The sequence below is a fragment of the Luteimonas sp. Soil_N_1 genome, assembly GCF_057656255.1.
In genome coordinates this window covers 1798999-1821121 of record NZ_JBDGKS010000001.1, presented here as the reverse complement: position 1 = coordinate 1821121, position 22123 = coordinate 1798999, and the positions used below count along the sequence as shown (strand labels likewise).

The following is a 22123-nucleotide window of genomic DNA, read 5'->3' as shown; positions in this document are numbered from 1 at the left end:
GACAAGTTTTCTGTGGTGGATGTAGCTCAGTTGGTTAGAGCACCGGATTGTGATTCCGGGGGTCGCGGGTTCAAATCCCGTCTTCCACCCCATTGCTTCACCGGGCAACACACGAAAGGTGTTGCCCAAGCGCGCAAAGTTGCATTACAATGCGCGCCCGCTTCATCGGGCCGTTAGCTCAGTTGGTAGAGCAGTTGACTCTTAATCAATAGGTCCAAGGTTCGAATCCTTGACGGCCCACCAGTTACACGAAACGCCCGGCTTCGGCCGGGCGTTTTCGTTTCCGGCGTTGGCAACCCGCGAAACCCGTGCCCTGCCAAAACGGCGCGATGATGGACTAACATGCCGCGGCTCGCCCACGGCGGGCAACAAGCGAAAGTGGCGGAATTGGTAGACGCCCTGGTTTTAGGTACCAGTGCCGCAAGGCGTGGGGGTTCGAGTCCCCCCTTTCGCACCAGCCCGGGAAGATCCACAGCATCAATGCGGGCTGACGCGTCCGCGCATGGACGCGAGCGCGACGCGACCACGCATTGCCGCGACCGTCAGCTCCGCGTGGTCGGCGCCTCGACAGCGCCGGCGTCTCCGCGGCCCGGCCACAGCATGAAACCGATCGTCACCGCCCCCAGCAGCCAGCAGTAGTGCACGCTGCCGGCGAGCGCGAGCGGTGACACCGATGCCAGCGAAGCGGCCAGCAGGATCTGCGCGCCATACGGCAGCACGCCCTGCGCGACGCAGGCGAAGATGTCGAGCACGCTGGCCGCACGTCGTGGGCTGATGCCGTGCTTCTCCGCGATATCGCGCGCGACGCTGCCGCTGACGAGGATCGCGACCGTGTTGTTGGCGGTGAACACGTCGGCCGCGGTCGACAACGCGGCAATGCTGAACTCGCCCGATCGCCGGCTGCGACGCCCACGCGCGAATTTTGCGATCAGCTGCGCGAGCCAGTCGAGGCCGCCGCTGGCCTTGGTCAACGCGCCCAGGCCGCCGATCAACAGCGACAGCAGCAGGATTTCGACCATGCCTTGGAAGCCGGTCCAGATGTCGCCCACGAACGGCACCACGCCGTAGTCGTCGGCGAACACCAGACCGAAGCCGCCGGCCAGCACGATGCCCAGGCCCAGCACGATCAGCACGTCGACGCCGGCCAGGGCGAGCGCCAGCACGATCACGTAGGGCAGCATCAGCCACGCGGACGCGCTGCTCTCGGATTCGATCGGCGAGGCGCCGCCCAGCACGCCGAGCAATACGACCGTGGCCAGCGCGGCCGGCATCGCGATCTTGAAGTTCTCGCGGAACTTGTCGCGCATCTGCGCGCCCTGGGTGCGGGTGGCGGCGATCGTGGTGTCGGAGATCATCGACAGGTTGTCACCGAACATCGCGCCGCCGATCACCGCGCCGACCACCAATGCACGGTCCAGACCCGACGCTTCGGCGACGCCGAGCGCGATCGGTACGACGGCGGCGATCGTGCCCATCGACGTGCCGATCGCCAGCGAGATCAGCGCCGACAGCACGAACAGGCCCGGCAGGATCAGCGGCGCGGGAATCGCCGACAGACCGATCGACACCACCGCATCCACCGCGCCGATCGCACTCGACACGTAGGCGAACGCGCCCGCCAGCAGGAAGATCAGGCACATCAGCACGATGTTGGGATCGCCCATGCCGCGCAGCAGGATGTCGCCGGCCTGCAGGCCGCGGCGATGCGCGATCCAGGCGGCGAGCGCCAGCGCGGGCAGGATCGCGACCGGCGCGCGCAGCTGGTAGAACCCCATCGCCTCGCCCTGCGCGGTGAAATACAGCCCGGCGCCGAAGAAGAGCGCAAGGAACAGCAGCAGCGGCGTCAGCGCGAGCGCGCTGGGGCGGACGGTCATGCGGATGGATTCCGGGAGGGCGATGCGTGTGCGCATTGTGCGCAGGACGCGTCGGTCCGTCATGACGACCGGCAGGATGGCCTGCAACGAAAAACGGGACGCCGAAGCGTCCCGTTCCCGTCGCCACGCCGCCGAAGCACGGCGCGCGTGGCGTGCAGGCGCGTCTTACAGGCGTGCCGCGATCGCCTTGGCGAAGGCCATCGTGTTACCGGTGCCGCCGAGGTCCGGCGTCACGCCGTCCTTGGCCTCGAGCGTGGCGACGATCGCCTTGCGCAGGCGCTCGGCCTGCTCCGGCAGCGCCAGATGGTCGAGCATCTGCGAGGCAGCGAGCAGCAGCGCACACGGGTTGGCAACGCCCTTGCCGGCGATGTCCGGCGCCGAGCCGTGCACGGCCTCGAAGATCGCCGCGTCGGTACCGATGTTCGCGCCCGGGGCCAGACCCAGACCGCCGACGAGGCCGGCGCACAGGTCGGAAATGATGTCGCCGAACAGGTTCGTCGTCACGATGATGTCGAACTGCTCGGGACGCATCACCAGCTGCATGCAGGTGTTGTCGACGATCATTTCGTTGGCTTCGATGTCCGGATACTCGGCCGCCACTTCGCGCGCGACCTTCAGGAACAGGCCCGAGGTGCTCTTGAGGATGTTGGCCTTGTGGACGATCGTGACCTTCTTGCGACCGGTCTTGCGTGCCAGCTCGAACGCGTAGCGCACGATGCGGTCCGAACCCTTGCGGGTGATGCGCGTGATCGACACCGCGGTCTCACCGTCGGCCGAGGTTTCCTGGCCTTCGCTGATGTACGAACCTTCCGTGTTCTCGCGGATCGTGATGAGATTCACGCCGTCGGCGAAACGCGAGCGCGTGTTCGGGAACGACGTCGCCGGACGCACGTTGGCGTAGAGGTCGAACTGGCGACGCAGTTCCACGTTGATCGAGCTGAAGCCGCCACCGACCGGCGTGGTCAGCGGGCTCTTGAGCGCGATCTTGTTGCGGCGGATCGATTCGAGCGTCGCGGCCGGCAGCAGTTCGCCGTGCTTCTCGAGCGCCATCAGGCCCGCGTCCGCGTCTTCGTAGGTGAGGCCGAGCTGCATCGCGTCGAGCACGTGCAGCGTCGCGTCCATGATCTCCGGGCCGATGCCGTCGCCGCGGATGACCGTAATGGTGTGCGTCATGTGGGGTGGGATTCCGTGCGCAGGGACGACGCGCGATGCGCGGCGTCGGGTGAAGGGGAAACCCGCCCATTATGCCCGAGGCGCCCACCCCGACCCAAACGCAGGCACACCGGAGCGCGACCGCGACATCGCGCACGATGCCTGCGGCGCGCCTCGCAGACGCACTCAGTCGTGCGCGTGCACCGCTGGCGTTCCGGCCTCGCCCTGCTCCAGACGGTCGAGGAAATCGACCGCGCGACGCATGTGCGGGATCACGATGCTGCCGCCGACGACCAGGCCCACGGAGAAGGTTTCGAACAGCTCTTCGCGCGTCGCACCGGCGTCCTTGCACTGCGCCACGTGGTAGCTGATGCAGTCGTCGCAGCGCAGCACCATCGAGGCGACCAGACCGAGCAGTTCCTTGGTCTTGAGATCGAGCGCGCCGGCCTGGTAGGTCTGCGTGTCGAGCGCGAAGAAGCGGCGTACGACCTGGTTGGGCTCGGCCAGGATGCGCTCGTTCATACGCTTGCGGTATGCGCTGAACTCGGCAACGCGGTCAGCCTCGCTCTCTGCGCTCATGCGCCCGGACCCTGTGCCAGCGGCAGGAAACCGCCCTTGCGGTGCAGGGCCATCATGTCGTCGTAGCCGCCCACATGGGTCTCGCCGACGAAGATCTGCGGCACGCTGGTCCGGCGCGCGAGCGCGACCATGCGTTCGCGCTCGGCGACGTCGAGATCGATGCGGACCTCGCGCCAGTCCAGCCCCTGACTCTTGAGGAAGGTCTTGGCGGCCACGCAGTAGCCGCAGATCGCGCTGGTGTACATCACGATCTCCGGCGCGGTGCCGGGCGATGCGGAAGTCGGGGAATCGGGGGTCACGGCAGTCTCCGGAAACTTGTCGGGCGATTGTCGGTCAGATGGGGGTGCGGCACCGTGTTTTCCATGTGGTGCCGCGCACCGCCGCCTTAACATGGCATTCATGCCCTTCCCGCATGCCACCGGCATGCTGCAGTTTCGCTTCCTCACACGAACGAGCCGATGCGCCCAGCCCAGACTCCACACCGCCCTGCCCGCCTCGCCCTTCTGCCGCCGCTGACGGCGCTGGTGCTGGCAACGGCTGCGGTGTGCGCACCGGCGCAGGACACGCGCCTGCCGGACATCGGCTCCTCTGCCGGCACCGTGCTCAGTCCGGCGAAGCAGTCCGAGTACGGGCAGATGCTGCTCGCGCAGTTGCGCCACTACAACTACGTGCTCGAGGACCCACTGGTCGACACCTGGCTGCGGACCACGAGCAATCGCCTGGCCTCGTCGAGCGACCAGCCGCAGCAGGCCTTCACTTTCTTCATGATGCGCGACCGCAGCATCAACGCTTTCGCCACGCTGGGCGGCTACATCGGCATGAACGCCGGTCTGGTGCTGGCGGCCGAGACCGAGGACGAAGTCGCCGCGGTGCTCGCGCACGAAGTCGCGCACGTCACCCAGTCGCACGTGCTGCGCGGCGTCGAGCGCGCGCAGCGCGACCAGGTGCCGATGCTGCTGGCGATGCTCGGCGCGATCGCGGTCGCCTCGCAGAGCGGCAGCAATTCCTCCGACGATGCCGCGATGGCGGTCATCGCCGGCGCGCAGGGCCTCGCCCTGCAGCGCCAGATCGACTACACGCGTTCGAACGAATCCGAAGCCGACCGGCTCGGCATCCGCACGCTGTCGCGCGCCGGCTACGACCCCGAAAGCATGGCCTCGATGTTCGAGCGCATGCAGGCGGTGTCCCGCACCAACCAGGGCGGCGACCGCGAGCGCCTGCCCGACTACCTGCGGACTCATCCGGTCACCACGACGCGTATCAGCGAAGCCCGTGACCGCGCCGAGCGCATGGACCGCGACACGGTGCAGGTCACCACGTCGACTCCGGAAGGCACACGCACCGAACGCGTGTCGGTGGACGGCAGTTACGAGGCCCCCGCCCGTGGGTTCGGCAACCCGATGCTCCCGGCAGGCCTGCGCCTGCCACCCGGCGCGCTGTCGCGCATCGACATGACGCAGTTCGGCTGGACGCGCGAACGTCTGCGCGTGCTCAGCGCGAACACGCCCGCGCAGGCGGTGCGCGAGTACGAGGCCATGCGTCGCAGTGCCGCCCTCACCGACGCGCAACGCTACGGCCTGGCCGTGGCCCGGCAGCGCCTCAACGAACTGGACGCGGCGGGCGATGTGTTCCGCGAACTGCTGGCCGAGTACCCCGGCGATGTCTGGCTGACGCTGGGCATGGCCGAAACCGATGCCCGCGCCGGCCGTGCCGCAGCCGCCGACCAGCGGTTCGAGAGCCTGCTCGACCGCATGCCCCGCCACCCCGCAGTCGTCCTGACCTACGCCACCGCGCTGGCGGAACGCAACACGCCCGAGGCGGGCCTGCGCGCCCAGGCGATCCTGCGTCCGCTGCTCAATGCCTCCGGCGGCGACCCCGCGTTCCAGCGGGCGTTTGCCCGGGCGAGCGAGATGGCAGGCGATCCGGTGCGCGCCGGCGAGGCCTGGGCCGAGGCCGCCCTGCTCGGCGGGCGCGCCGAGCAGGCGCTGATCCAGCTCAACACCCTCCGGCGTCGCGACGATCTCGATTACTACGCACGGACACGGATCGATGCACGGATCGCCTCGGTCACACCGATGGTGCTGGAACTGCACCGCCAGGGGATCCGCGACGACGATCTGCGCCGCCGCTGAGGCGCGCCCGGCCGGCTGCCTGCCGGCCCTGTCGCATGCGGATGACGGTCAGGCCCCGCCTGTCGCCAAACCGTCACAAAACTGTCGTGTAATGGCGCCATCCCACCGGCGCTATGGACCGATCCATGCAGAAACGCATCCTCATCGTCGATGACGAACCGGCGATCCGCGACATGGTCGCTTTCGCGCTCCGCAAGGGCGAGTTCGAGCCGATGCACGCCGGCGACGCGCGTGAGGCGCAGTCGGCGATCGTCGACCGCGTCCCGGACCTGATTCTGCTCGACTGGATGCTGCCCGGCACCAGCGGTCTGGAACTGGCCCGCCGCTGGCGCAAGGACGCCCTGACCCGCGACATCCCGATCATCATGCTCACCGCCCGCGGCGAGGAGAACGATCGCGTCGGTGGCCTCGAAGCAGGCGTCGACGATTACGTGGTCAAGCCGTTCTCGGCGCGCGAACTGCTGGCCCGCATCCGCGCGGTCATGCGCCGCGCACGCGACGACGACGAGGACGGCAGCGTCACCGTCGGCGCCCTGCGCATCGACGGCGCCGCGCATCGCGTCTTCGCCAGCGACGCACCGGTCACGATCGGCCCGACCGAGTACCGGCTGCTGCACTTCTTCATGACCCACCCCGAACGCGTCTACAGCCGCTCGCAGCTGCTTGACCACGTCTGGGGTGGCAGCGTCTACGTCGAGGAACGCACGGTCGACGTGCACATCCGCCGCCTGCGCAAGACGCTCGAGCCGAGTGCGCTGGATGGGATGGTGCAGACGGTGCGGGGGTCGGGGTACCGGTTCTCGGCGTCGGTGTAACCAACGCTCCAGCTGACCTGCTTTCGCTTTTGACTTACGAAACGCCGCTGTGCAGAACGAACACCCGGAGGGCGGCGGGCATGGATGCCCGCCGTTTTCCGACCGCGCCAGGATGGCGAGTCGGAAAATGCCGGAACGAACGACTGGCCGGGTTTGCTCCGTCGGGGAGACGTTTTTCTTTGGTTCTGTTTCTTTTGGGGTCTACCAAAAGAAATGAACTCGGCCGCGACAGCGGACGAAAGCACTTGATCCTCGCCCGGTGCACGCGAATTGCAGAGCTTTCACTCGCCTGTCGGCGAGCGACTCACTTTTCTTTGCTGGCCCAAAGAAAAGTAAGCAAAAGAAAGGGCCTCCCCGACGGAGCACATCCGACGTGTCATTCGTTCCGGGATTTTTCGACTCGCCATCCATGGCTCGATCGAAAAACGCCGTCCATCCATGGACGACGCCCGACGGGTCTGCTGGCCGCCAAGTTCCGTCGTGTTTCGCGAAAGCGCAGCAAGCCAACAGCCACCGCTACCTCCCCACTCGACATCCTGATTTCTTACGCCAACCTGTCACCTGACATTGCCTAGACTCACCGACATGCCACCCCGTATCCACGTCGCCTGGACCCGCACATTGCTGCAGCTCGTTGCCGTGCTCGGCGTCGCTGCGGTGCTGGGAGCGCTGACTGACCACATCTGGATGGCGCTGGCGATCGCCGCGCTGGGCGTGCTCGCCTGGCACTACTGGAAACTGTACGACCTGCTGACGCGGCTGACGTCGCGCAGCCGCGTGCCACCGCCGCAAGGCGCGGGTGTGTGGCAGGAGACGGACCGCATGCTGCACCGGGGACAACAGGACATGCGCGCGCGCAAGCGGCGTCTGATCGCGATGCTGCGTGCCTATCGCGCAGTCGCAGCGGCACTGCCGGATGCGGTGATCGTCGTGGACCGCAACAGCCAGCGCGTGCAGTGGTTCAACCGCGCGGCGACGTCGCTGCTGGGACTGCAGATGCCACGCGATGTCGGCAGGCCGGTCGGCGAAACACTGCAGCCGCTGCCGGTGGCGCACTGGCTGGCACAGGGCCGACGTGCCGAACCGATGCTCGACGTGCCCTCGCCGCACTCGTCAGGCACCCGGCTGGAGCTGCGCCTGATCCCCTATTCCGACGACCTGTGGCTGCTGCTCGCCCGCGACGTCACCCGGATCGTGAAGCTGGAACAGATGCGCCGCGACTTCGTGGCCAACGTCTCGCACGAGCTGCGTACCCCTCTGACGGTCGTTCACGGCTATCTGGACATGCTCGACCCGGCCGAACAGCCGGAGTGGGCGCCGATGCTGTCGGAAATGCAGAACCAGTCGCAGCGGATGACCCAGCTGGTCGAGGACCTGCTGACCCTGTCACGCCTCGAGGCACAGGAGAGCATCGGCGACGAGGTCGTCTCGATGACATCGATGCTCGCCAGCCTGCGCCGCGAACTCGAAGTGTTGAGCCAGGGCCGGCATACGATCGCGGTGGATGACAACTCCCCGACCGACCTGATCGGATCCACCCGGGAACTGCACAGCGCATTCTCCAACCTCGTCAGCAACGCCGTCCGCTACACGCCGGCCGGTGGCCGCATCACGATCCGCTACGCGCCACTGGATGCCGGCGGCGTCGCGCTGTCGGTCGAGGATTCCGGTTACGGCATTCCGGCGGCGCATCTTCCCCGTATCACCGAGCGCTTCTATCGCGTGTCGACCAGCCGCTCGCGCGAGTCCGGCGGCACGGGCCTTGGCCTGGCGATCGTCAAGCACGTGCTGCACCTGCACCAGGCGCGGCTCGAGATCGACAGCGAAGTCGGCGTCGGCAGCCGGTTCGCCTGCCATTTCACCGCTGAGCGCGTCCGCGCCCGCGACACCCAGTATTTCGGAGCCACCGCATGAGCGCCGCCCGTTCCCGCGTCCAGAAAACCACGAAGTCCGTGCGCGGTCTGGATCCCGACGTTCTCGCCGACCCGATCGACCCGCTGCGCGATCCGGCGCTGTACCTCAACCGCGAACTCTCGCAGCTGGACTTCAACTTCCGCGTGCTGGCGCAGGCGCAGGACGAGTCGGTGCCGTTGCTCGAGCGTCTGAAGTATCTGTGCATCGCCTGCACCAACCTCGACGAGTTCTTCGAGATCCGCGCCGCGACCATGCATCACGCGCAGGATTTCGGCGTGCCGCTGCCACCCGACGGGCTCACGCCCGCCACCGTGCTCAAGCGCATCCACGAGCGCACTGCGCAGCTGGTCGAGGCGCAGTACTCGTGCTGGAACCAGGTCCTGCGCCCGGCGATGTCCGAAGCCGGCGTGCGCGTGCTGGGCCGCGAGCAGTGGACCGCGCGGCAGACGCGCTGGTTACGTGCCTACTTCCGCGACGAAGTGATGCCGGTGCTGTCGCCGCTGGGCCTCGATCCGGCGCATCCGTTCCCGAAGATCCTCAACAAGTCGCTCAACATCGTCGTCGTGCTCAAGGGCAAGGACGCGTTCGGCCGCGTGGGCAATCTCGCCATCGTTCGCGCGCCGCGCTCGCTGCCGCGCATCATCCAGCTGCCCGAGAGCATCTCCGGCGGCGAGTACGACTTCGTGTTCCTGTCGTCGGTGCTGTCGGAGTTCGTGCACGAGCTCTTCCCCGGCATGGACGTCAAGGGCGCCTACCAGTTCCGCGTGACCCGCAACTCCGAACTGATCGTCGACGACGAGGAAGTCGAAAATCTCGCCCTTGCGCTGCGCGACGAACTCGCCGGACGCGGTTACCTGCGCGCGATGCGCCTCGAGATTTCGGCCAAGTGTCCGAAGCCGATCGTGCGCACGCTGCTGCAGAATTTCGACCTGCCCGAGAACGCGGTTTACCGCATCGACGGCCCGGTGAATCTCAACCGCATCAGCCAGATCTTCGATCTCGTGCAGCGGCCGGATCTCAAGTTCCCGCCCTTCCAGCAGCGGCTGCCCAAGGGCACCGATGCGATGTTCGAGCTGATCGCCGACGGCGACATCCTGCTGCATCACCCCTTCGATTCGTTCGCGCCGGTGCTGGAGCTGATCAAGCAGGCGGCCGAAGACCCGAACGTGCTGGCGATCAAGCAGACGCTGTACCGCACTGGCAAGGACTCGGGCATCGTCGAGCACCTGATCCAGGCCGCGCGCAACGGCAAGGACGTGACCGTCGTCGTCGAACTGCGTGCGCGCTTCGACGAGGAAGCCAACCTCGGCCTCGCCGATCGGTTGCAGGAGGCCGGCGTGCAGGTCGTCTACGGCGTGGTAGGCTACAAGACCCACGCCAAGATGCTGCTCGTGGTCCGCCGCGAAGGCCGCAAGCTGCGCCGCTATGTGCATCTGGGCACCGGCAACTACCACGCCGGCACCGCGCGCGTGTACACCGACTTCGGTCTGCTGACGACCGATCCCGACATCGCCAACGACGTGCACCTGCTGTTCCAGCAGATGTCGGGCCTGGCGCCTGCGATCGGGCTCAAACGTCTGTTGCAGTCGCCTTTCACCCTGCATGCCGGCGTCATCGCACGTATCGAACGCGAAACCGCGCATGCGAATGCCGGACGGCCGGCGCGCATCGTCGCCAAGATGAACGCCCTCAACGAGCCGCAGGTGATGCGTGCGCTTTACGTGGCTTCGCAGGCCGGCGTGCAGATCGATCTGATCATCCGCGGCGCCTGCGCCTTGCGTCCCGGCGTACCCGGTGTGTCGGAGAACATCCGCGTGCGCTCGATAGTCGGTCGCTTCCTCGAGCATCACCGCGTGTACTGGTTCGCCAACGACGGCGACCCGGACCTGTTCTGCGCCAGCGCCGATTGGCTGGAACGCAATCTACTGCGACGCGTGGAAACCGGCTTCCCGATCCTCGATCCGGATATCGCGGTGCGCGTGCGCAGCGAGTCGCTCGACAACTACCTGGCCGACAACCTCAACGCCTGGGAACTGCGCGAGGACGGCACCTACGTCAAGGTCGTACCGGACGGCGACACGATGCCGCATTCGGCGCAGGGCTGGCTGCTCGCACATCTGTGCGGCTGAGCGTGCGGCGCGGCATGCATTAACATGCCCGCTCCCCCAACGCCGCGCGCGCACTCTGCGTCGCGGCCACCAGGAACGCCATGACCGGTCATGAAACGCTCGCGCTCGCCGAGGCACTGACGGTACCGCTCGAGGACGGCGAGATGCTCGCCGCGATCGACCTGGGCTCCAACAGCTTCCACATGGTCGTGGCCCGCTACACGCTAGGGCAGTTGCGCGTCGTCGACCGCCTGCGCGAGACCGTGCGCATGGCCGAGGGCCTCGATGGCCGCGGCGGACTCAATGCCGACGTGCGCCAGCGTGCACTGCAATGCCTGTCGCGGTTCGGCCAGCGCATCCGCGACATCCCGCCGCAACGCGTGCGTGCACTCGCGACCAACACGGTGCGCCGGCTGTCCGCGCCGCAGGCCTTTCTGGTGCCGGCGGAAACCGCGCTCGGCCATGCGATCGAAGTGATCTCGGGCCGCGAGGAAGCACGTCTGATCTATCTCGGCGTCTCGCACGCGCAGCCGCCCAAGCCCGGCCAGCGACGGCTTGTGATCGACATCGGCGGCGGCTCGACCGAATGCATCATCGGCAGCGGCTTCGACACGCTGGAGCGTGAAAGCCTGCAGATCGGCTGCGTCGCCAGCACGCGTCGCTTCTTTCCCGGCGGCAAGCTGTCCAAGAAGCGCTGGCGCGAGGCGCTGGCGGAAGTGGCCGCGGAATTCCAGCAGTTCGCCAGCACCTATCGCACGCTCGGCTGGCAGGAAGTGGTCGGCGCCTCGGGCACCAACAAGGCCATCGGCGAGATCTGCGCGGCGATGAAGCTGACCAAGGGCGCGGTGACGGCGCAAGCGCTGCCGATCGTGCGCGACACGCTGCTGCAGGCCGGCAATATCGATGCGATCAATCTGCCCGGCCTGTCGGATGATCGCCGGCCGATCATCGCCGGTGGCGTGCTGGTGCTCGAAGCGGCGTTCCAGGTGCTGGGCATCGATCGCATGCAGGTCAGCAAGGCCGCGATGCGCGAAGGCGTGCTGCGCGACATGCTCGGCCGCGGCGGCAGCGACGATCCGCGCGAAAGCTCGATCGCCGCGCTGGAACAGCGCTACGGCATCGACCAGGCGCAGGCCACGCGCGTGGAGACGACGGCGCTGCGCCTGTTCGACCAGGTCGCACGCAGCTGGAGCCTCGACGGCGACGATCTGCGCATGCTGGCCTGGGCCGCGCGCGTGCACGAGCTGGGCCTCGTGATCGCGCACAGCCAGTACCACGTGCACGGCGCCTACGTGCTCGAACATTCCGACATCGCCGGCTTCTCGCGCCAGGAACAGCAGTTCCTCGCCACGCTCGTGCGCTGCCAGCGCCGCAAGGTCGGCAAGTCCACGTTCGAGGCGCTGCCCGATCGTCTGCTGCAGCAGGCACGGCGCACCGCCGCGTTGCTGCGCCTCGCGGTGCTGCTGCATCGCAGCCACGAGGCCGACGAGATTCCGCGCCTGCAGGCGACTGCCGATGGTCCGCTGCTGCGCCTGAGCCTGCCGCGCCAGTGGCTCGATGCGCGGCCACTGCTGCGCACCGATCTGGAAGGCGAACCCGACGACATGGCCGCGCTCGGCATCACCCTGGCGCTCACGGCGGACTGAGTTCGCCGGCTCTGACATCACGTGACCGGCATCCGGTCACGCTGTCACCGAAGCGTCAAACCCCGGTCATCGAAGCGGCATCTTCCGTCCGCAAGCTGCGCACAACCAGCGACCGGACCGAACGATGCGCTACGCGATCGTCACCGATACGTACCCGCCCGATATCAACGGCGTGGCCCTGACGCTGCAATCCTACGTCCGCGGTCTGCGCACACGCGGACACGCGGTCGAGGTGATCCGCCCGGCCCGTGCCGGCGAGCCACCGGGCTCAGATGCCCAGTCGCTGCGCATCCGTGGCCTGCGCGTGCCGCGCTATCCGGGACTGCGCCTCGCACTGCCCGCCGGACAACGCCTGCGTACCCGCTGGCGCGCCGCGCGCCCGGATGCGATCTACGTCGCCACCGAAGGCCCGCTGGGCTGGTCGGCGCTCAATGCCGCGCAGGCGCTGGACATTCCGGTCGTCACTGCATTGCACACCCGCTTCGACATCTACATGGGCGCTTACGGCGTGCCGTGGCTGCAGCCTGCCGCACTGTCGTGGATGCGACGCTTCCACGCCCGCGCCGACGCCACCCTCGTCGCCACGCAGGCACTCGCCGGCGAACTGCGCGACGCCGGCATCGGCCATCCGGTCGTGCTGTCGCGCGCGGTCGACTGCGCGCAATTCGATCCGGCGCGGCGCGACGCGGACCTCCGCGCGCAATGGGGCGTCGACGAGGACGGCCTCGTCGCGGTCCACGTCGGCCGTATCGCCGCCGAGAAGAACCTGGGTCTCGCGGTGCGCGCGTTCCGCGCCCTGCAGGCCGAGCGACCGGACGCGCGCATGGTCTTCGTCGGCGACGGCCCGGAGCGCAACGTGCTGCAGGCCGCGAATCCGGATTTCATCTTCAGCGGCTCGCAGCGCGGCGACGACCTCGGCCGCCATTTCGCCAGCGCCGACCTGTTCCTGTTCCCCAGCCGCAGCGAGACCTTCGGCAACGTGGTGCTCGAATCGATGGCCTGCGGCGTGCCGCAGGTCGCCTTCGACCATGGCGCGGCGACCGAACACCTGTGCGACGGCTTCCAGGGCGCGCGCATCGCCGGTGACGATGAGGACGCGTTCGTCGCCGCCGCGGTCGCGCTGGCGCAGGACGCGTCGATGCGCCGCGAGATGGGGCTCGCCGGTCGCGAGGCGATGCGCCGACTGACGCCCGCGCATGTCGCCGACGATCTCGATGCGCTGCTGTCCGGCCTGCGCAGCGGCTCGCCCGATGCGCGCATGCCGCTTCCCACTCCGACCGATGCCGAGGATGCCGATGCACGCGCCGCCGCGTAGCCGACTGCTCCACCACGACACCGGCTGGTGCCTGCGCGCCAACCGCGCCTGCACCCGGCTGTGGATCCGCCGCTACTTCTCCACAGTCAGCCGTCTTGGCGACGGCATGTCCTGGTACCTGCTGATGGCCGCGCTGGTGCTGATCGACGGCTTCGACGGTCTGGTCGCTGCGACACATATGGCCGCCACCGGCGCCGTCGCGCTGCTGCTCTACAAATCCCTCAAACGCTGGACGAAACGCCCGCGGCCGTTTGCCGCCGACGGCCGCATCCGCGCCTGGGTCGCGCCGCTCGACGAGTTCAGTTTTCCGTCCGGACACACGCTGCACGCGGTGTCCTTCTCGATCGTCGCGGTGGCGTGGTATCCGATGCTCGCGGGCGTGCTGGTGCCGTTTGCAGCGAGTGTGGCGGTGTCGCGGGTGGTGCTGGGCTTGCACTATCCGAGTGATGTGCTGGCGGCAACGGCGATTGGGAGCGCCCTCGGCGCCACTTCGCTCTGGGCGGGTGGCGTCATCTGATCCGACTTCATGTCGACGAAGCATCGATTCGCTTCTCGCTCTGCTTTCCGCTCTCCGGATCGCCGCCGTGCAGCCTGTAGACCCGTAGGGCGCCGCACATGGATGTGCGGCGTTTTTCGACCGAGCCAGGATGGCGAGTCGAAAAATCCCGGAACGAATGACTGGCCGGGTTTGCTCCGTCGGGGCTGGCCGTTTTCTTTGGTTCCGTTTCTTTGACTCGCATCTTCGATGCTCGCCCCTGCGGGGCCGGCTGCGCCGTTCGCACTGCGTGCGCGGGGCCAGCAAAAGAAATGAACCCGCTCGCCGCAAGGCGAGTGGAAGCGTCTGACGTTGCTTCTCCTGCCGCAGGCAAACTCACAGGCGTAGATCAAACGCTTTCGTCCGCTGACGCGGCCGAGTTCATTTCTTTTGGTAGACCCCAAAAGAAACAGAACCAAAGAAAAACGTCTCCCCGACACGTCCACAGCCCGAGGCATCACGTGCACCGGGATTTTCCGACTCGGCATCCTGCCTCGATCGGAAAACGCCGCCCATCCATGGGCGGCGCCCTCCGGGTGGGTGTGCTCAACGCGGCGGATCGAAGATCAAAAGCTCGGCGGTAAGCATGCTTCGGCTTCAAAGCAGAGTCGAAGGTGTTGTCTCGCCCGCAGTGGAGTCGGTGACAACTTCTTTCCAGGCTCAAAAAAAACTAACGGGACGACTCAAAAGACGCCAACACCGCCCTCGCCAGCGCTGGCCGCGCCTGCCCCGCCCAATCCCGATCATTGTCGACCTGCGCATCCGCACGCGCCGCTTCCAACGCATCGACATCGAGATCGGCGATCGCCCAGACATCCGCGTCGCCGGTCTCGACCAGCACCCCGTCCGAGGGAAACCCCACGTCCATCGGCGCGAACAGTCCGGCGCTGCCGGTGTTGATGTCGAGGATCGGGGTCCACGGCGCGTCTCCCGCCGTCACCGACTGGGCGACGAAACAGCGGTTCTCCAACGCCCTCGCCAGACAGCCGACGCGCACGCGGGTCGCGCCGGCGGCGGTGTCGGTGCAGCTGGGCACGAGCAGCAGGCGTGCACCGGCTTCCCACTGGGTGCGGGCCGGCAGCGGGAATTCGATGTCGTAGCAGATGGCGATACCGGCACGCACGCCGCCGAGGTCGAAGACCTTCAGCGTATCGCCGGGTTCGATCACACCGGTCTTCTTCTCGAAGCCGGTCAGCTGCAGCTTGTCCTGCCAGCCGTGTCCGCCGTCGGGCGAGAAGATGTCACTGCGGTTGCGGTATAGGCCGCCGCCGATGTCGTCGAGGAAGGAGCCGGCGACGATGTGCATGCCGGTGTCGCGCGCAAGGCCGGCGAACAGCGTGAGCCAGTCGTCGCGGTAGCGCTGGACGGCCGCCAGCGAAGCGAGCGTGTTGCTGCGCACGCTGTCGTCGAAGGTCGCGGCAAGTTCCAGCGCGAGGTATTCAGGCAGCACGGCAATCTGTGCGCCCTGCGCGGCAGCATCGCCAAGCAGACGACGCTGGTGCGCGGCAAAGGCGTCGAAATCCGGCGGCATGCCGATGGCGTAGCGTGCGGCGGCGACTCTCATGCGCTGGCCTCCAGCGGACGGGTCCAGAAGGTCATCGGATGCACGACATTCCCGACATCGCGTTCGTCCCAGCGCAGCAGCATGGTCATGCCGGGTTGCCGCACGTAGCCGCGCTTGTGCCAGAACACCTCGTTGTCGTGGTGATCGGCGGGCCGACGCGGATCGTCCTCGGCGCGATCGACGGCGGCGAATGCGGTCATGTCGAAACCGCCGAATGCGCGGGCGTGGGCTTCGCGCAGATCGAAGAATCGATGACCGATGCCGTGTCCACGCCACTGCGGCAGCAGCACCGACTCGCCGAAATAGAACACGCGGTCGACGGCGACATCCTGATCGACGAACGGCGCCTGGAACTCCGTCGTGTCATCGGCCAGCGGCAGGCCGGTCGACGCACCGACGACGGTATCGCCATCGAAGGCCAGCACGAACACGCTGCGCGGCGAGCGCGCATACGCGGCCAAGTAGCCGCGTTCGTAGTCGGCGTCGCCGACGTAGAGATACGGCCAGTCGTGGAACACGGTCATGCGCAGCTGCGCGACCGCATCGAGCCAGGGGTGCATCGCATCGCCCGACAGCGTGCGCACGGTGGGAGCTGAAGGCGTCATGCGCGAAGTCTGGCATGCGTGCAGTGGGCGCTTCGTATGCGCCGTGGAACGCAGCGTGGCCGCAGGGATGACTGCGGCCACATGTGCACCTTCGATGGATCAGCGCGGCGGCAGGGGCGGCGGTGTCGCCGTCGGCGTCGCCGCAACCTGGTACCAGTCGACCCGACGCGTCACCAGCATGATCGCGGAGAGGATCGCGAACAGCAGGCCGGCGCCCAGCACCAGCGCATTGTCCTCCGACACCAGCAGCCCGTAGAGCGCGGCGTACAGCAGGCCCAGTCCCGCCGCGAAGCCCAGACCGCGCACCCGGCTGCGCAGCACCGCGCTCAGGTAAACGCCGATCAAGCCGATACAGGCACCACTCGCGGTGAGGTAGGCCCAGTCGAAGGCGATGTGCTCCGACAGACCGAGCAATAGCAGGAAGAAGATCGCCAGCGCCAGACCGACCAGGCCGTACTGGATCGGGTGGATGCGCAGGCCGCGCAGCATCTCGAACATGAAGAACGCGGTGAAGGTCAGCAGCACGAACACGATGCCGTATTTGCTGGCGCGGTCGGCGCGCGTGTAGGCATCCACCGGGTCGACCAGCGAGATGCCGAGCACGTCGACGCCGGCGTCACCATGTCCGCGCAGCAGCGATGCGGTGCCAGCATCGGCTCGCGTACCGTTGCGGTACTGCAGCTGCGCGTCGCTGGCCAGCGAAGACACGGCCCACTCGGCGTGGAAACCGCTCTTGCCGACCTCACGGGCGCGAGGCAAAAAGCGGCCATTGAATTGAGGATGCGGCCATGCGGAATCCAGCGTGACGCGGTTCTCGTCGGCCAGTGGAACGACGGCCAGCGTCTCGGCGCCGGTGAGCTCGAAGTCCAGCACCGTGCGCAGCCGCAAGGGCGCGTCGGCGAGTGCGGGGCGCGTCAACAGACCATGCACACCGGTGCCGCCGTCGCCGCCCGCGCCCTGGTGCAGCGCGATGCCGGCACCGTCCACACGCAGCTGCGGCGTACCGCGCAAGCCGCGCACATCGGCAACGGTGTAGCCGATCCACGGCGTGCCGATCTTCCGGGGCGGCAAGCCCTCGATGTCCTCGGGAATCCGCACGTCGAAGTCTGCGGACAGCTGACCGCCGAGTGCATACATCCGCACATCGTGCAGGCCGAGCTGGCGCAGATACGGCGACATCGTGCCGGTCATCTCCATCGTCTTGGGAAAGAACGTCCAGGCTCCGCTGCGGTCGCGCCAGACGCGGCCGGTCGGTCGGCCCCGGTCATCGGTCTGCTCGACTTCCACGCGCTCGGTGTAGGGCACCACGAGCACCGGCGCGCTCAGGGTCTGGGCGCCCGCCTCGCTCGAGGCGATGCGCGCGACCGCGGCCGCGCGGTGCTGCTCGCGGTCCTGGATCACGACGCGGATCAGCACCAGGGGTATCAGGATCGCCAGGCTCAGCCCGGCGATGATCAGGATCTTCAGCATGAGTCGCATCGCGACGCTCCGTGTTGGGATGCGCGCAGACTGCGCCGCGTACGTGGGGGCACGCGGGCGGCTGTGTGAAGCGAAGAAGAAGTCTCAGCCGGTGGCCGGCAGCGGCAACTCGAGAATTGCGCGCGTGCCGCCGCCTTCGCGGTGTTCCAGTCGCACTGTGCCGCCGTGCAGCGCCGCGACCTCGGCCGCGAAGGCCAGGCCCAGCCCGCTGCTGCGGCTGCGGCCGCCGGGCCGCGGCAACGAGAAGAAGCGCTCGAACACCCGCGGCAGTGCGTACTCCGGCACGCCGGGGCCGCGGTCGGCCACGACGATCCGCAGCTGCGCGCCGTCGCTCCGTGCCGTGACGTCGACCACGCCCTCGGCCGGCGAAAAGTCGCGGGCGTTGTCGACGAGGTTCGACAGCAGTTGCCGCAGCAGGAAGGCGTCGCCGCGGATGCGCAGGTCTTCGGCATCTCCGGTGTCCACCCGCAGCTGCACGCCGCCATCCGCGAACGGCGCGACGGCGGCGTCGATCAGGGTGCGTACGTCGATGTCGGTCGGCTGCTCGATCCGCTGGCGATGCTCGACCGCGGCCAGCGCCAGCAACTTGTCGATCATCTGCGCCATGCGCTCGCTCTGTTCGCGCACGCTGGTCGCGAAGCGCGCGCGGTCGGCCTCGGGCAAGGGCGATTCGAGCAACTCGGACGCACCACGCACCGCCGCCAGCGGCGCTTTCAGTTCGTGGGTCAGCGCATGCACGTAGCGCTCGACGTACTGCTTGCCCTCCAGGCGCTCACGCATGGTCTCCAGGGCGCGGCCGAGGTCGGCGAACTCGCCGGCGGAATCCGGCAGCGTCGCGCGCTCGCCGGCCGTCACCTTGTCGGCATAGCGCCGCAGGCCGCCCAGTTGCCGCGACAGCCACCACGCCGCGAGCAGGCCGACCGCCAGCGCAGTGCCGAGCAGCAGGAAGCCCCAGCGCAAGATCGTGCGTTCGCTGCGGGCGATGAAGGGCGCGATCGCGCTGTTCGGCTTGGCGACCGTCAGCACGCCGACCACACGGTTGCCATCGCGGATCGGCGCCGCGACATGCATCACCGACGTGCTGTCGTCGGCCGGGTCTGTGCGCGTGGAGCGCGCGCCGTACTGGCCGCGCAGGGTCAGCAGTACGTCGTTCCAGCGCGAGTAGTCGCGCCCGAGATCGCGGCCGGCCGAGTCGAACACCACGATGCCGTCGGCATCGGTCACGTAGACGCGGTATTCGGCCTGCGCCTTGCGGAAGCCCCAGATGTTGCCGCCGATGTCGCGCTCGCGCAGCGCGCGGACGCGGGTCGCGAAGCGGCCGCCGTCTATGCGACCGGCGAGGAAATCGTCAGTCGCCAGTTCCGCGAGCACATTAGCCGTGTCGGCCAGCGTGTCTTCCATCGCCTGGCGCACACCCGGCTTGATCTCCTGGGTGAAGACGCGCATCAGCAGGAACGCCGCCAGCGCGACGATCAGGAAGTAGCCCAGCAGGATGCGCAGACCGATACGCATGTCAGTCGAGATCCAGCGAGTAGCCGATGCCGCGATGCGTGCGCAGCGGATCGGACTCGGGCGCGACCGCGCGCAGCTTGCCGCGCAGTGTTTTCACGTGGGTGTCGACGGTCCGATCCCCGCTGTCGAGCGCATCGCCCCAGACCCGCTCCATCAACTGCATGCGCGACAGCACGGCGCCCGGCCTCGCCAGCAGCGCGGCCAGCAGGCCGTACTCGTAGCGCGTTAGATCGAGCGCATGGCCGTGATACCGGACGCGCCGACCTTCGGCGTCATGCTCGAACGCACCGCTGCGCGTCGCCTCGCCTTTCGCCGTGTCGGGCATGCCGCGACGCAGGACCACCCGCACACGCGCCACCAGCTCGCGCAACGAAAAGGGTTTGGCGATGTAGTCGTCGGCGCCGAGATCGAAGCCGAGCACACGCTCCGATTCCGCTGCCTGCGCGGTCAGGAAGATTACCGGCAGTGGCGCTTTGCGGCGCAGTTCGCCGCAAAGCGCGAAGCCGCTGATATCGGGCAGGCCGACATCGAGGATCGCCAGATCGAACCTGCCACTGTCCACAGCCTGCAGCGCCGCGCGTCCGTCCAGACAATGGCGCACCTCGTAGCCTTCAGCGCGCAGTGCGTACGCCACGGCGTCGGCGATCGCGGTTTCGTCTTCGACCAGCAGGAGGTGCTTCATTGATTGGCAACAACGCTGTAAAGAGCGGCACCGCAAATTCTGTCATGACTGGAGCGGCTACAGAGTCATGTGCGGCACGGGCAGGTTTCGGCGCTCGAAAGACGGAGACGAGCCGTTGAAGCACCTGCAGCCAGAACCCACGCTCCAATGCGTCAGAACATCCTCAAGGTCGACTTTGAAATTCTTCGCGCATCCGCCATCTTTCCAGGTGATGATCCGCGAGCCGTCCCGGTTCTCGAACGTCGAATACGGCGCTCCCCATCGTGCGACCGTCTCGCTCAGGTGCGAGCCTACCCACGAGGCCATCACATCATTGATCGTCTGGGCCCGCCCACCGACTAGACCTTTCAGCCTGACGCCCTCACAAGCCCCCAGCCCCTTGTCGTCGCTGGCGATACCTGTACCTGCACACACAGTTGCGAGCGCAAGCCCAAACACGAGCAAGACCATCTTCCTTGATGTCATCGATTCTCTCCGCAGTGGTTATCGGATGCGCCCCCAGATGATGTTCCACTTCCTTGTCCGCGAAATGGGAGGGCTCGCACTTCTCGCGGACCGGAAAACCCGCGCCATGAGGTAGGCCCTTGCGGTGACTGGCGTGCGTGCCGCTTACCGTTCGAGCCTGGCCCCCGGTACGCTGTCGCGATGAATTACCAACACGCCTTCCATGCCGGCAACCACGCCGACGTCCTCAAGCACCTCGTGGTGCTCGCGATCTGCGATGCGCTGACGGCCAAACCCGCGCCCTGCTTCGCGCTCGACACCCACGCAGGCGGCGGCGTCTATCGCCTGCGCGAGGAGCGCGCCCGGCGCACCGGTGAGGCCGACGACGGCATCAGCCTGCTGCTCGCGACCGCGCCGAAGCAGCCGTTGATCACGCGCTATCTGGCAGCGGTCAACGCCTGCCGGGCCGAGCACGGCGCCGATGCCTACCCCGGGTCCCCCTGGCTGCTGGCCCATGCGTTGCGTGAGCAGGACCGCATCGCCTGCTTCGAGACCGAACCGGCGGCAGCGGGTGCACTGCGCCGGGCACTGGGCGCCGATCCGCGCGTCGCGATCCATTCGGGCGACGGCTACGCGGCGTTCAAATCCCTGCTGCCGCCCAAGATCGGTGACCAGCGCTTCAATCGCGGCCTCGTCCTGGTCGACCCGCCCTACGAGGCGCAGGCGGCCGAATTCGAGATCGCGCTCAAGGCGATGCGCGAGGGTCTGGCGCGCTGGCCGCAGGGCATCCAGATGCTGTGGTACCCGATCAAGCAGCGCCGCACGCTGACGCCGTTCCTGCGGTCGGCCGCCAAGCTGCAGACGAAATCCTCGCTGCTGGTCGAACTGCTGGTGCGTGCCGACGACTCGCCGCTGCGCATGAACGGCAGCGGCCTGCTGATCCTCGATCCGCCATGGCAGCTCGCCACGGCGCTTGCTCCCGCGCTGGATGCGCTTAAAAACGCCATCGGCGAAGCAGGCGCCGACACCCGCCTCCACTGGCTGCGGGAGCCGGCCTGAACGTTGTGGTCGAACCTGTCGGATGAATGGGGCAACTTCGCGCAACGGGCGCAGCCCCTTCACGGTTCGTGAATAGACCCTGCGGGTAAGGTCGGACATACCCGTTCATACCGACTCTCGATGACCGCACGCAACCGACTTCCCCCGTGGCATGAGGAGATCCGCCTCGCCAATGGTCGCCAGGTGCTGATCCGCCCGATCCGACCAGCCGATGCCGAGCCGCTCCGGGCCTCGTTCGCGCTGCTCGAGCCCGACGAGGTGCGGCAGCGCTTCCTGTATGCGAAGGCGGAGCTGTCGCCCGAGACCGCGAACCGTCTGACCCAGCCGAATCCGAAATCGGAATTCGTGCTGGTCGCCGCCGAGCCCTACACACCCGGTGATGCGCTCGTGGGTGCGGTGGCGCGCGCGGCGGTCCTGCCGGGCACGCGTCAGGCCGAGTTCCACATCCTGGTCAGCCATTACGTCGCCGGCATGGGCCTGGGACGGCACATGCTCCGCCGCCTGGTGCGCTGGGCCAAGGGCAAGCGCCTGGAGCGCATCTTCGGCGACGTGCTGGAAGAGAACGAGCCGATGCTCGCCCTCGCCAAGTCGTTGAGCTTCCAGCAGCAGGCCGTCGAGGCGCCGGGCATGGTCCGGGTGTCGCTCGAACTCAAGCGCCAGGTCGTCGACACGACGCCGAACGTGCGTCTGGGCTGACTTTCTGACCTT

At 67.7% G+C, this 22123-nt stretch carries 19 protein-coding genes and 3 tRNA genes; 12 read left to right on the top strand and 10 right to left on the bottom strand.

The genetic code is table 11. The annotated features are described in order from the left end of the window. Positions 1–15 precede the first annotated feature (15 nt). The 3 genes from AC3A4E_RS08440 to AC3A4E_RS08430 all read left to right on the top strand — a co-directional run bounded on the left by AC3A4E_RS08440 (position 16) and on the right by AC3A4E_RS08430 (position 457). Positions 16–92: transfer RNA gene (locus AC3A4E_RS08440), tRNA-His, on the top strand. 75 nt (positions 93–167) lie between these two features. Continuing rightward, a tRNA-Lys gene (locus AC3A4E_RS08435) sits at positions 168–243 on the top strand. 129 nt (positions 244–372) lie between these two features. Next, positions 373–457, top strand: a tRNA-Leu gene (locus tag AC3A4E_RS08430). Positions 458–542: 85 nt separating this feature from the next. On the opposite strand, the gene AC3A4E_RS08425 is transcribed toward AC3A4E_RS08430, so the two are convergent. The 4 genes from AC3A4E_RS08425 to grxC form a co-directional block, all read right to left on the bottom strand. Next, the gene (locus AC3A4E_RS08425; RefSeq protein WP_487631047.1) at positions 543–1874 is read right to left on the bottom strand and encodes a Na+/H+ antiporter NhaC family protein; all 1332 of its coding nucleotides are present in this window, start codon (positions 1872–1874) and stop codon (positions 543–545) included. A 165-nt stretch (positions 1875–2039) separates the two neighbouring features. After that, the gene (locus tag AC3A4E_RS08420) at positions 2040–3047 is read right to left on the bottom strand and encodes an isocitrate dehydrogenase (protein ID WP_487631046.1); all 1008 of its coding nucleotides are present in this window, start codon (positions 3045–3047) and stop codon (positions 2040–2042) included. Positions 3048–3212: 165 nt separating this feature from the next. Next, entirely contained in the window at positions 3213–3605 is a 393-nt protein-coding gene (locus AC3A4E_RS08415) for a carboxymuconolactone decarboxylase family protein (RefSeq protein ID WP_487631045.1), read from the bottom strand. Then, positions 3602–3850 carry a glutaredoxin 3 gene (gene grxC / locus AC3A4E_RS08410; protein ID WP_487632041.1) on the bottom strand — a complete coding sequence of 83 codons (249 nt, stop codon included), beginning with the start codon at positions 3848–3850 and terminating at the stop codon, positions 3602–3604. The genes AC3A4E_RS08415 and grxC overlap by 4 nt, the downstream gene beginning before the upstream one ends. A 213-nt stretch (positions 3851–4063) precedes the next feature. Here grxC and AC3A4E_RS08405 point away from each other — a divergent pair, with 213 nt between their 5' ends. The 7 genes from AC3A4E_RS08405 to AC3A4E_RS08375 all read left to right on the top strand — a co-directional run bounded on the left by AC3A4E_RS08405 (position 4064) and on the right by AC3A4E_RS08375 (position 14052). Beyond that, positions 4064–5737, top strand: coding sequence for a M48 family metalloprotease (locus tag AC3A4E_RS08405; protein ID WP_487631044.1), 1674 nt, complete (start codon positions 4064–4066; stop codon positions 5735–5737). A gap of 125 nt (positions 5738–5862) precedes the next feature. Continuing rightward, positions 5863–6552 carry a phosphate regulon transcriptional regulator PhoB gene (gene phoB / locus AC3A4E_RS08400; protein WP_232138165.1) on the top strand — a complete coding sequence of 230 codons (690 nt, stop codon included), beginning with the start codon at positions 5863–5865 and terminating at the stop codon, positions 6550–6552. Between the two features lie 585 nt (positions 6553–7137). Continuing rightward, positions 7138–8466, top strand: coding sequence for a phosphate regulon sensor histidine kinase PhoR (phoR, locus tag AC3A4E_RS08395; RefSeq protein WP_487631043.1), 1329 nt, complete (start codon positions 7138–7140; stop codon positions 8464–8466). Further along, positions 8463–10595: a polyphosphate kinase 1 gene (gene ppk1, locus AC3A4E_RS08390; protein ID WP_487631042.1), complete on the top strand. Its 2133-nt coding sequence runs from the start codon at positions 8463–8465 to the stop codon at positions 10593–10595. Before phoR ends, ppk1 begins: the two co-directional genes overlap by 4 nt. Before the next feature lie 80 nt (positions 10596–10675). Continuing rightward, positions 10676–12220 (top strand): exopolyphosphatase, encoded by a 1545-nt coding sequence (ppx, locus tag AC3A4E_RS08385; RefSeq protein ID WP_487631041.1) that lies wholly within the window; start codon positions 10676–10678, stop codon positions 12218–12220. A gap of 124 nt (positions 12221–12344) precedes the next feature. Then, positions 12345–13535 (top strand): glycosyltransferase family 4 protein, encoded by a 1191-nt coding sequence (locus AC3A4E_RS08380; RefSeq protein WP_487631040.1) that lies wholly within the window; start codon positions 12345–12347, stop codon positions 13533–13535. Continuing rightward, complete coding sequence (locus tag AC3A4E_RS08375; RefSeq protein ID WP_487631039.1) at positions 13516–14052, top strand: phosphatase PAP2 family protein; 537 nt, start codon at positions 13516–13518, stop codon at positions 14050–14052. The genes AC3A4E_RS08380 and AC3A4E_RS08375 overlap by 20 nt, the downstream gene beginning before the upstream one ends. 688 nt (positions 14053–14740) lie before the next feature. Here AC3A4E_RS08375 and AC3A4E_RS08370 read toward each other — a convergent pair. The 6 genes from AC3A4E_RS08370 to AC3A4E_RS08345 form a co-directional block, all read right to left on the bottom strand. Continuing rightward, the gene (locus AC3A4E_RS08370) at positions 14741–15634 is read right to left on the bottom strand and encodes a carbon-nitrogen hydrolase family protein (RefSeq protein ID WP_487631038.1); all 894 of its coding nucleotides are present in this window, start codon (positions 15632–15634) and stop codon (positions 14741–14743) included. Then, positions 15631–16239: a GNAT family N-acetyltransferase gene (locus AC3A4E_RS08365; RefSeq protein ID WP_487631037.1), complete on the bottom strand. Its 609-nt coding sequence runs from the start codon at positions 16237–16239 to the stop codon at positions 15631–15633. The genes AC3A4E_RS08370 and AC3A4E_RS08365 overlap by 4 nt, the downstream gene beginning before the upstream one ends. Before the next feature lie 99 nt (positions 16240–16338). Beyond that, entirely contained in the window at positions 16339–17718 is a 1380-nt protein-coding gene (gene creD / locus AC3A4E_RS08360) for a cell envelope integrity protein CreD (protein WP_487631036.1), read from the bottom strand. A gap of 84 nt (positions 17719–17802) precedes the next feature. Beyond that, positions 17803–19230, bottom strand: a complete 1428-nt coding sequence (gene creC, locus AC3A4E_RS08355) for a two-component system sensor histidine kinase CreC (RefSeq protein ID WP_487631035.1) — start codon at positions 19228–19230, stop codon at positions 17803–17805. Position 19231: 1 nt separating this feature from the next. Then, positions 19232–19912: a two-component system response regulator CreB gene (creB, locus tag AC3A4E_RS08350; protein WP_487631034.1), complete on the bottom strand. Its 681-nt coding sequence runs from the start codon at positions 19910–19912 to the stop codon at positions 19232–19234. Between the two features lie 57 nt (positions 19913–19969). Continuing rightward, on the bottom strand, positions 19970–20377 hold the full coding sequence (locus AC3A4E_RS08345) for a hypothetical protein (protein ID WP_487631033.1): 408 nt from the start codon (positions 20375–20377) through the stop codon (positions 19970–19972). 180 nt (positions 20378–20557) lie between these two features. Between AC3A4E_RS08345 and AC3A4E_RS08340 the strand changes: the two genes are divergently transcribed. Beyond that, on the top strand, positions 20558–21415 hold the full coding sequence (locus AC3A4E_RS08340; RefSeq protein ID WP_487631032.1) for a 23S rRNA (adenine(2030)-N(6))-methyltransferase RlmJ: 858 nt from the start codon (positions 20558–20560) through the stop codon (positions 21413–21415). A gap of 120 nt (positions 21416–21535) precedes the next feature. Further along, positions 21536–22111 carry a GNAT family N-acetyltransferase gene (locus tag AC3A4E_RS08335; RefSeq protein ID WP_232138179.1) on the top strand — a complete coding sequence of 192 codons (576 nt, stop codon included), beginning with the start codon at positions 21536–21538 and terminating at the stop codon, positions 22109–22111. Positions 22112–22123 lie beyond the last annotated feature (12 nt).

Excerpts from the sequence above, each read along its gene's own strand:
- AC3A4E_RS08425 (WP_487631047.1), bottom strand. The coding sequence starts at position 1,874 with ATGACCGTCCGCCCCAGCGCGCTCGCGCTGACGCCGCTGCTGCTGTTC.
- AC3A4E_RS08420 (WP_487631046.1), bottom strand. The coding sequence starts at position 3,047 with ATGACGCACACCATTACGGTCATCCGCGGCGACGGCATCGGCCCGGAG.
- AC3A4E_RS08415 (WP_487631045.1), bottom strand. The coding sequence starts at position 3,605 with ATGAGCGCAGAGAGCGAGGCTGACCGCGTTGCCGAGTTCAGCGCATAC.
- grxC (WP_487632041.1), bottom strand. The coding sequence starts at position 3,850 with ATGTACACCAGCGCGATCTGCGGCTACTGCGTGGCCGCCAAGACCTTC.
- AC3A4E_RS08405 (WP_487631044.1), top strand. The coding sequence starts at position 4,064 with ATGCGCCCAGCCCAGACTCCACACCGCCCTGCCCGCCTCGCCCTTCTG.
- phoB (WP_232138165.1), top strand. The coding sequence starts at position 5,863 with ATGCAGAAACGCATCCTCATCGTCGATGACGAACCGGCGATCCGCGAC.
- phoR (WP_487631043.1), top strand. The coding sequence starts at position 7,138 with ATGCCACCCCGTATCCACGTCGCCTGGACCCGCACATTGCTGCAGCTC.
- ppk1 (WP_487631042.1), top strand. The coding sequence starts at position 8,463 with ATGAGCGCCGCCCGTTCCCGCGTCCAGAAAACCACGAAGTCCGTGCGC.
- ppx (WP_487631041.1), top strand. The coding sequence starts at position 10,676 with ATGACCGGTCATGAAACGCTCGCGCTCGCCGAGGCACTGACGGTACCG.
- AC3A4E_RS08380 (WP_487631040.1), top strand. The coding sequence starts at position 12,345 with ATGCGCTACGCGATCGTCACCGATACGTACCCGCCCGATATCAACGGC.
- AC3A4E_RS08375 (WP_487631039.1), top strand. The coding sequence starts at position 13,516 with ATGCACGCGCCGCCGCGTAGCCGACTGCTCCACCACGACACCGGCTGG.
- AC3A4E_RS08370 (WP_487631038.1), bottom strand. The coding sequence starts at position 15,634 with ATGAGAGTCGCCGCCGCACGCTACGCCATCGGCATGCCGCCGGATTTC.
- AC3A4E_RS08365 (WP_487631037.1), bottom strand. The coding sequence starts at position 16,239 with ATGACGCCTTCAGCTCCCACCGTGCGCACGCTGTCGGGCGATGCGATG.
- creD (WP_487631036.1), bottom strand. The coding sequence starts at position 17,718 with ATGCGACTCATGCTGAAGATCCTGATCATCGCCGGGCTGAGCCTGGCG.
- creC (WP_487631035.1), bottom strand. The coding sequence starts at position 19,230 with ATGCGTATCGGTCTGCGCATCCTGCTGGGCTACTTCCTGATCGTCGCG.
- creB (WP_487631034.1), bottom strand. The coding sequence starts at position 19,912 with ATGAAGCACCTCCTGCTGGTCGAAGACGAAACCGCGATCGCCGACGCC.
- AC3A4E_RS08345 (WP_487631033.1), bottom strand. The coding sequence starts at position 20,377 with ATGACATCAAGGAAGATGGTCTTGCTCGTGTTTGGGCTTGCGCTCGCA.
- AC3A4E_RS08340 (WP_487631032.1), top strand. The coding sequence starts at position 20,558 with ATGAATTACCAACACGCCTTCCATGCCGGCAACCACGCCGACGTCCTC.
- AC3A4E_RS08335 (WP_232138179.1), top strand. The coding sequence starts at position 21,536 with ATGACCGCACGCAACCGACTTCCCCCGTGGCATGAGGAGATCCGCCTC.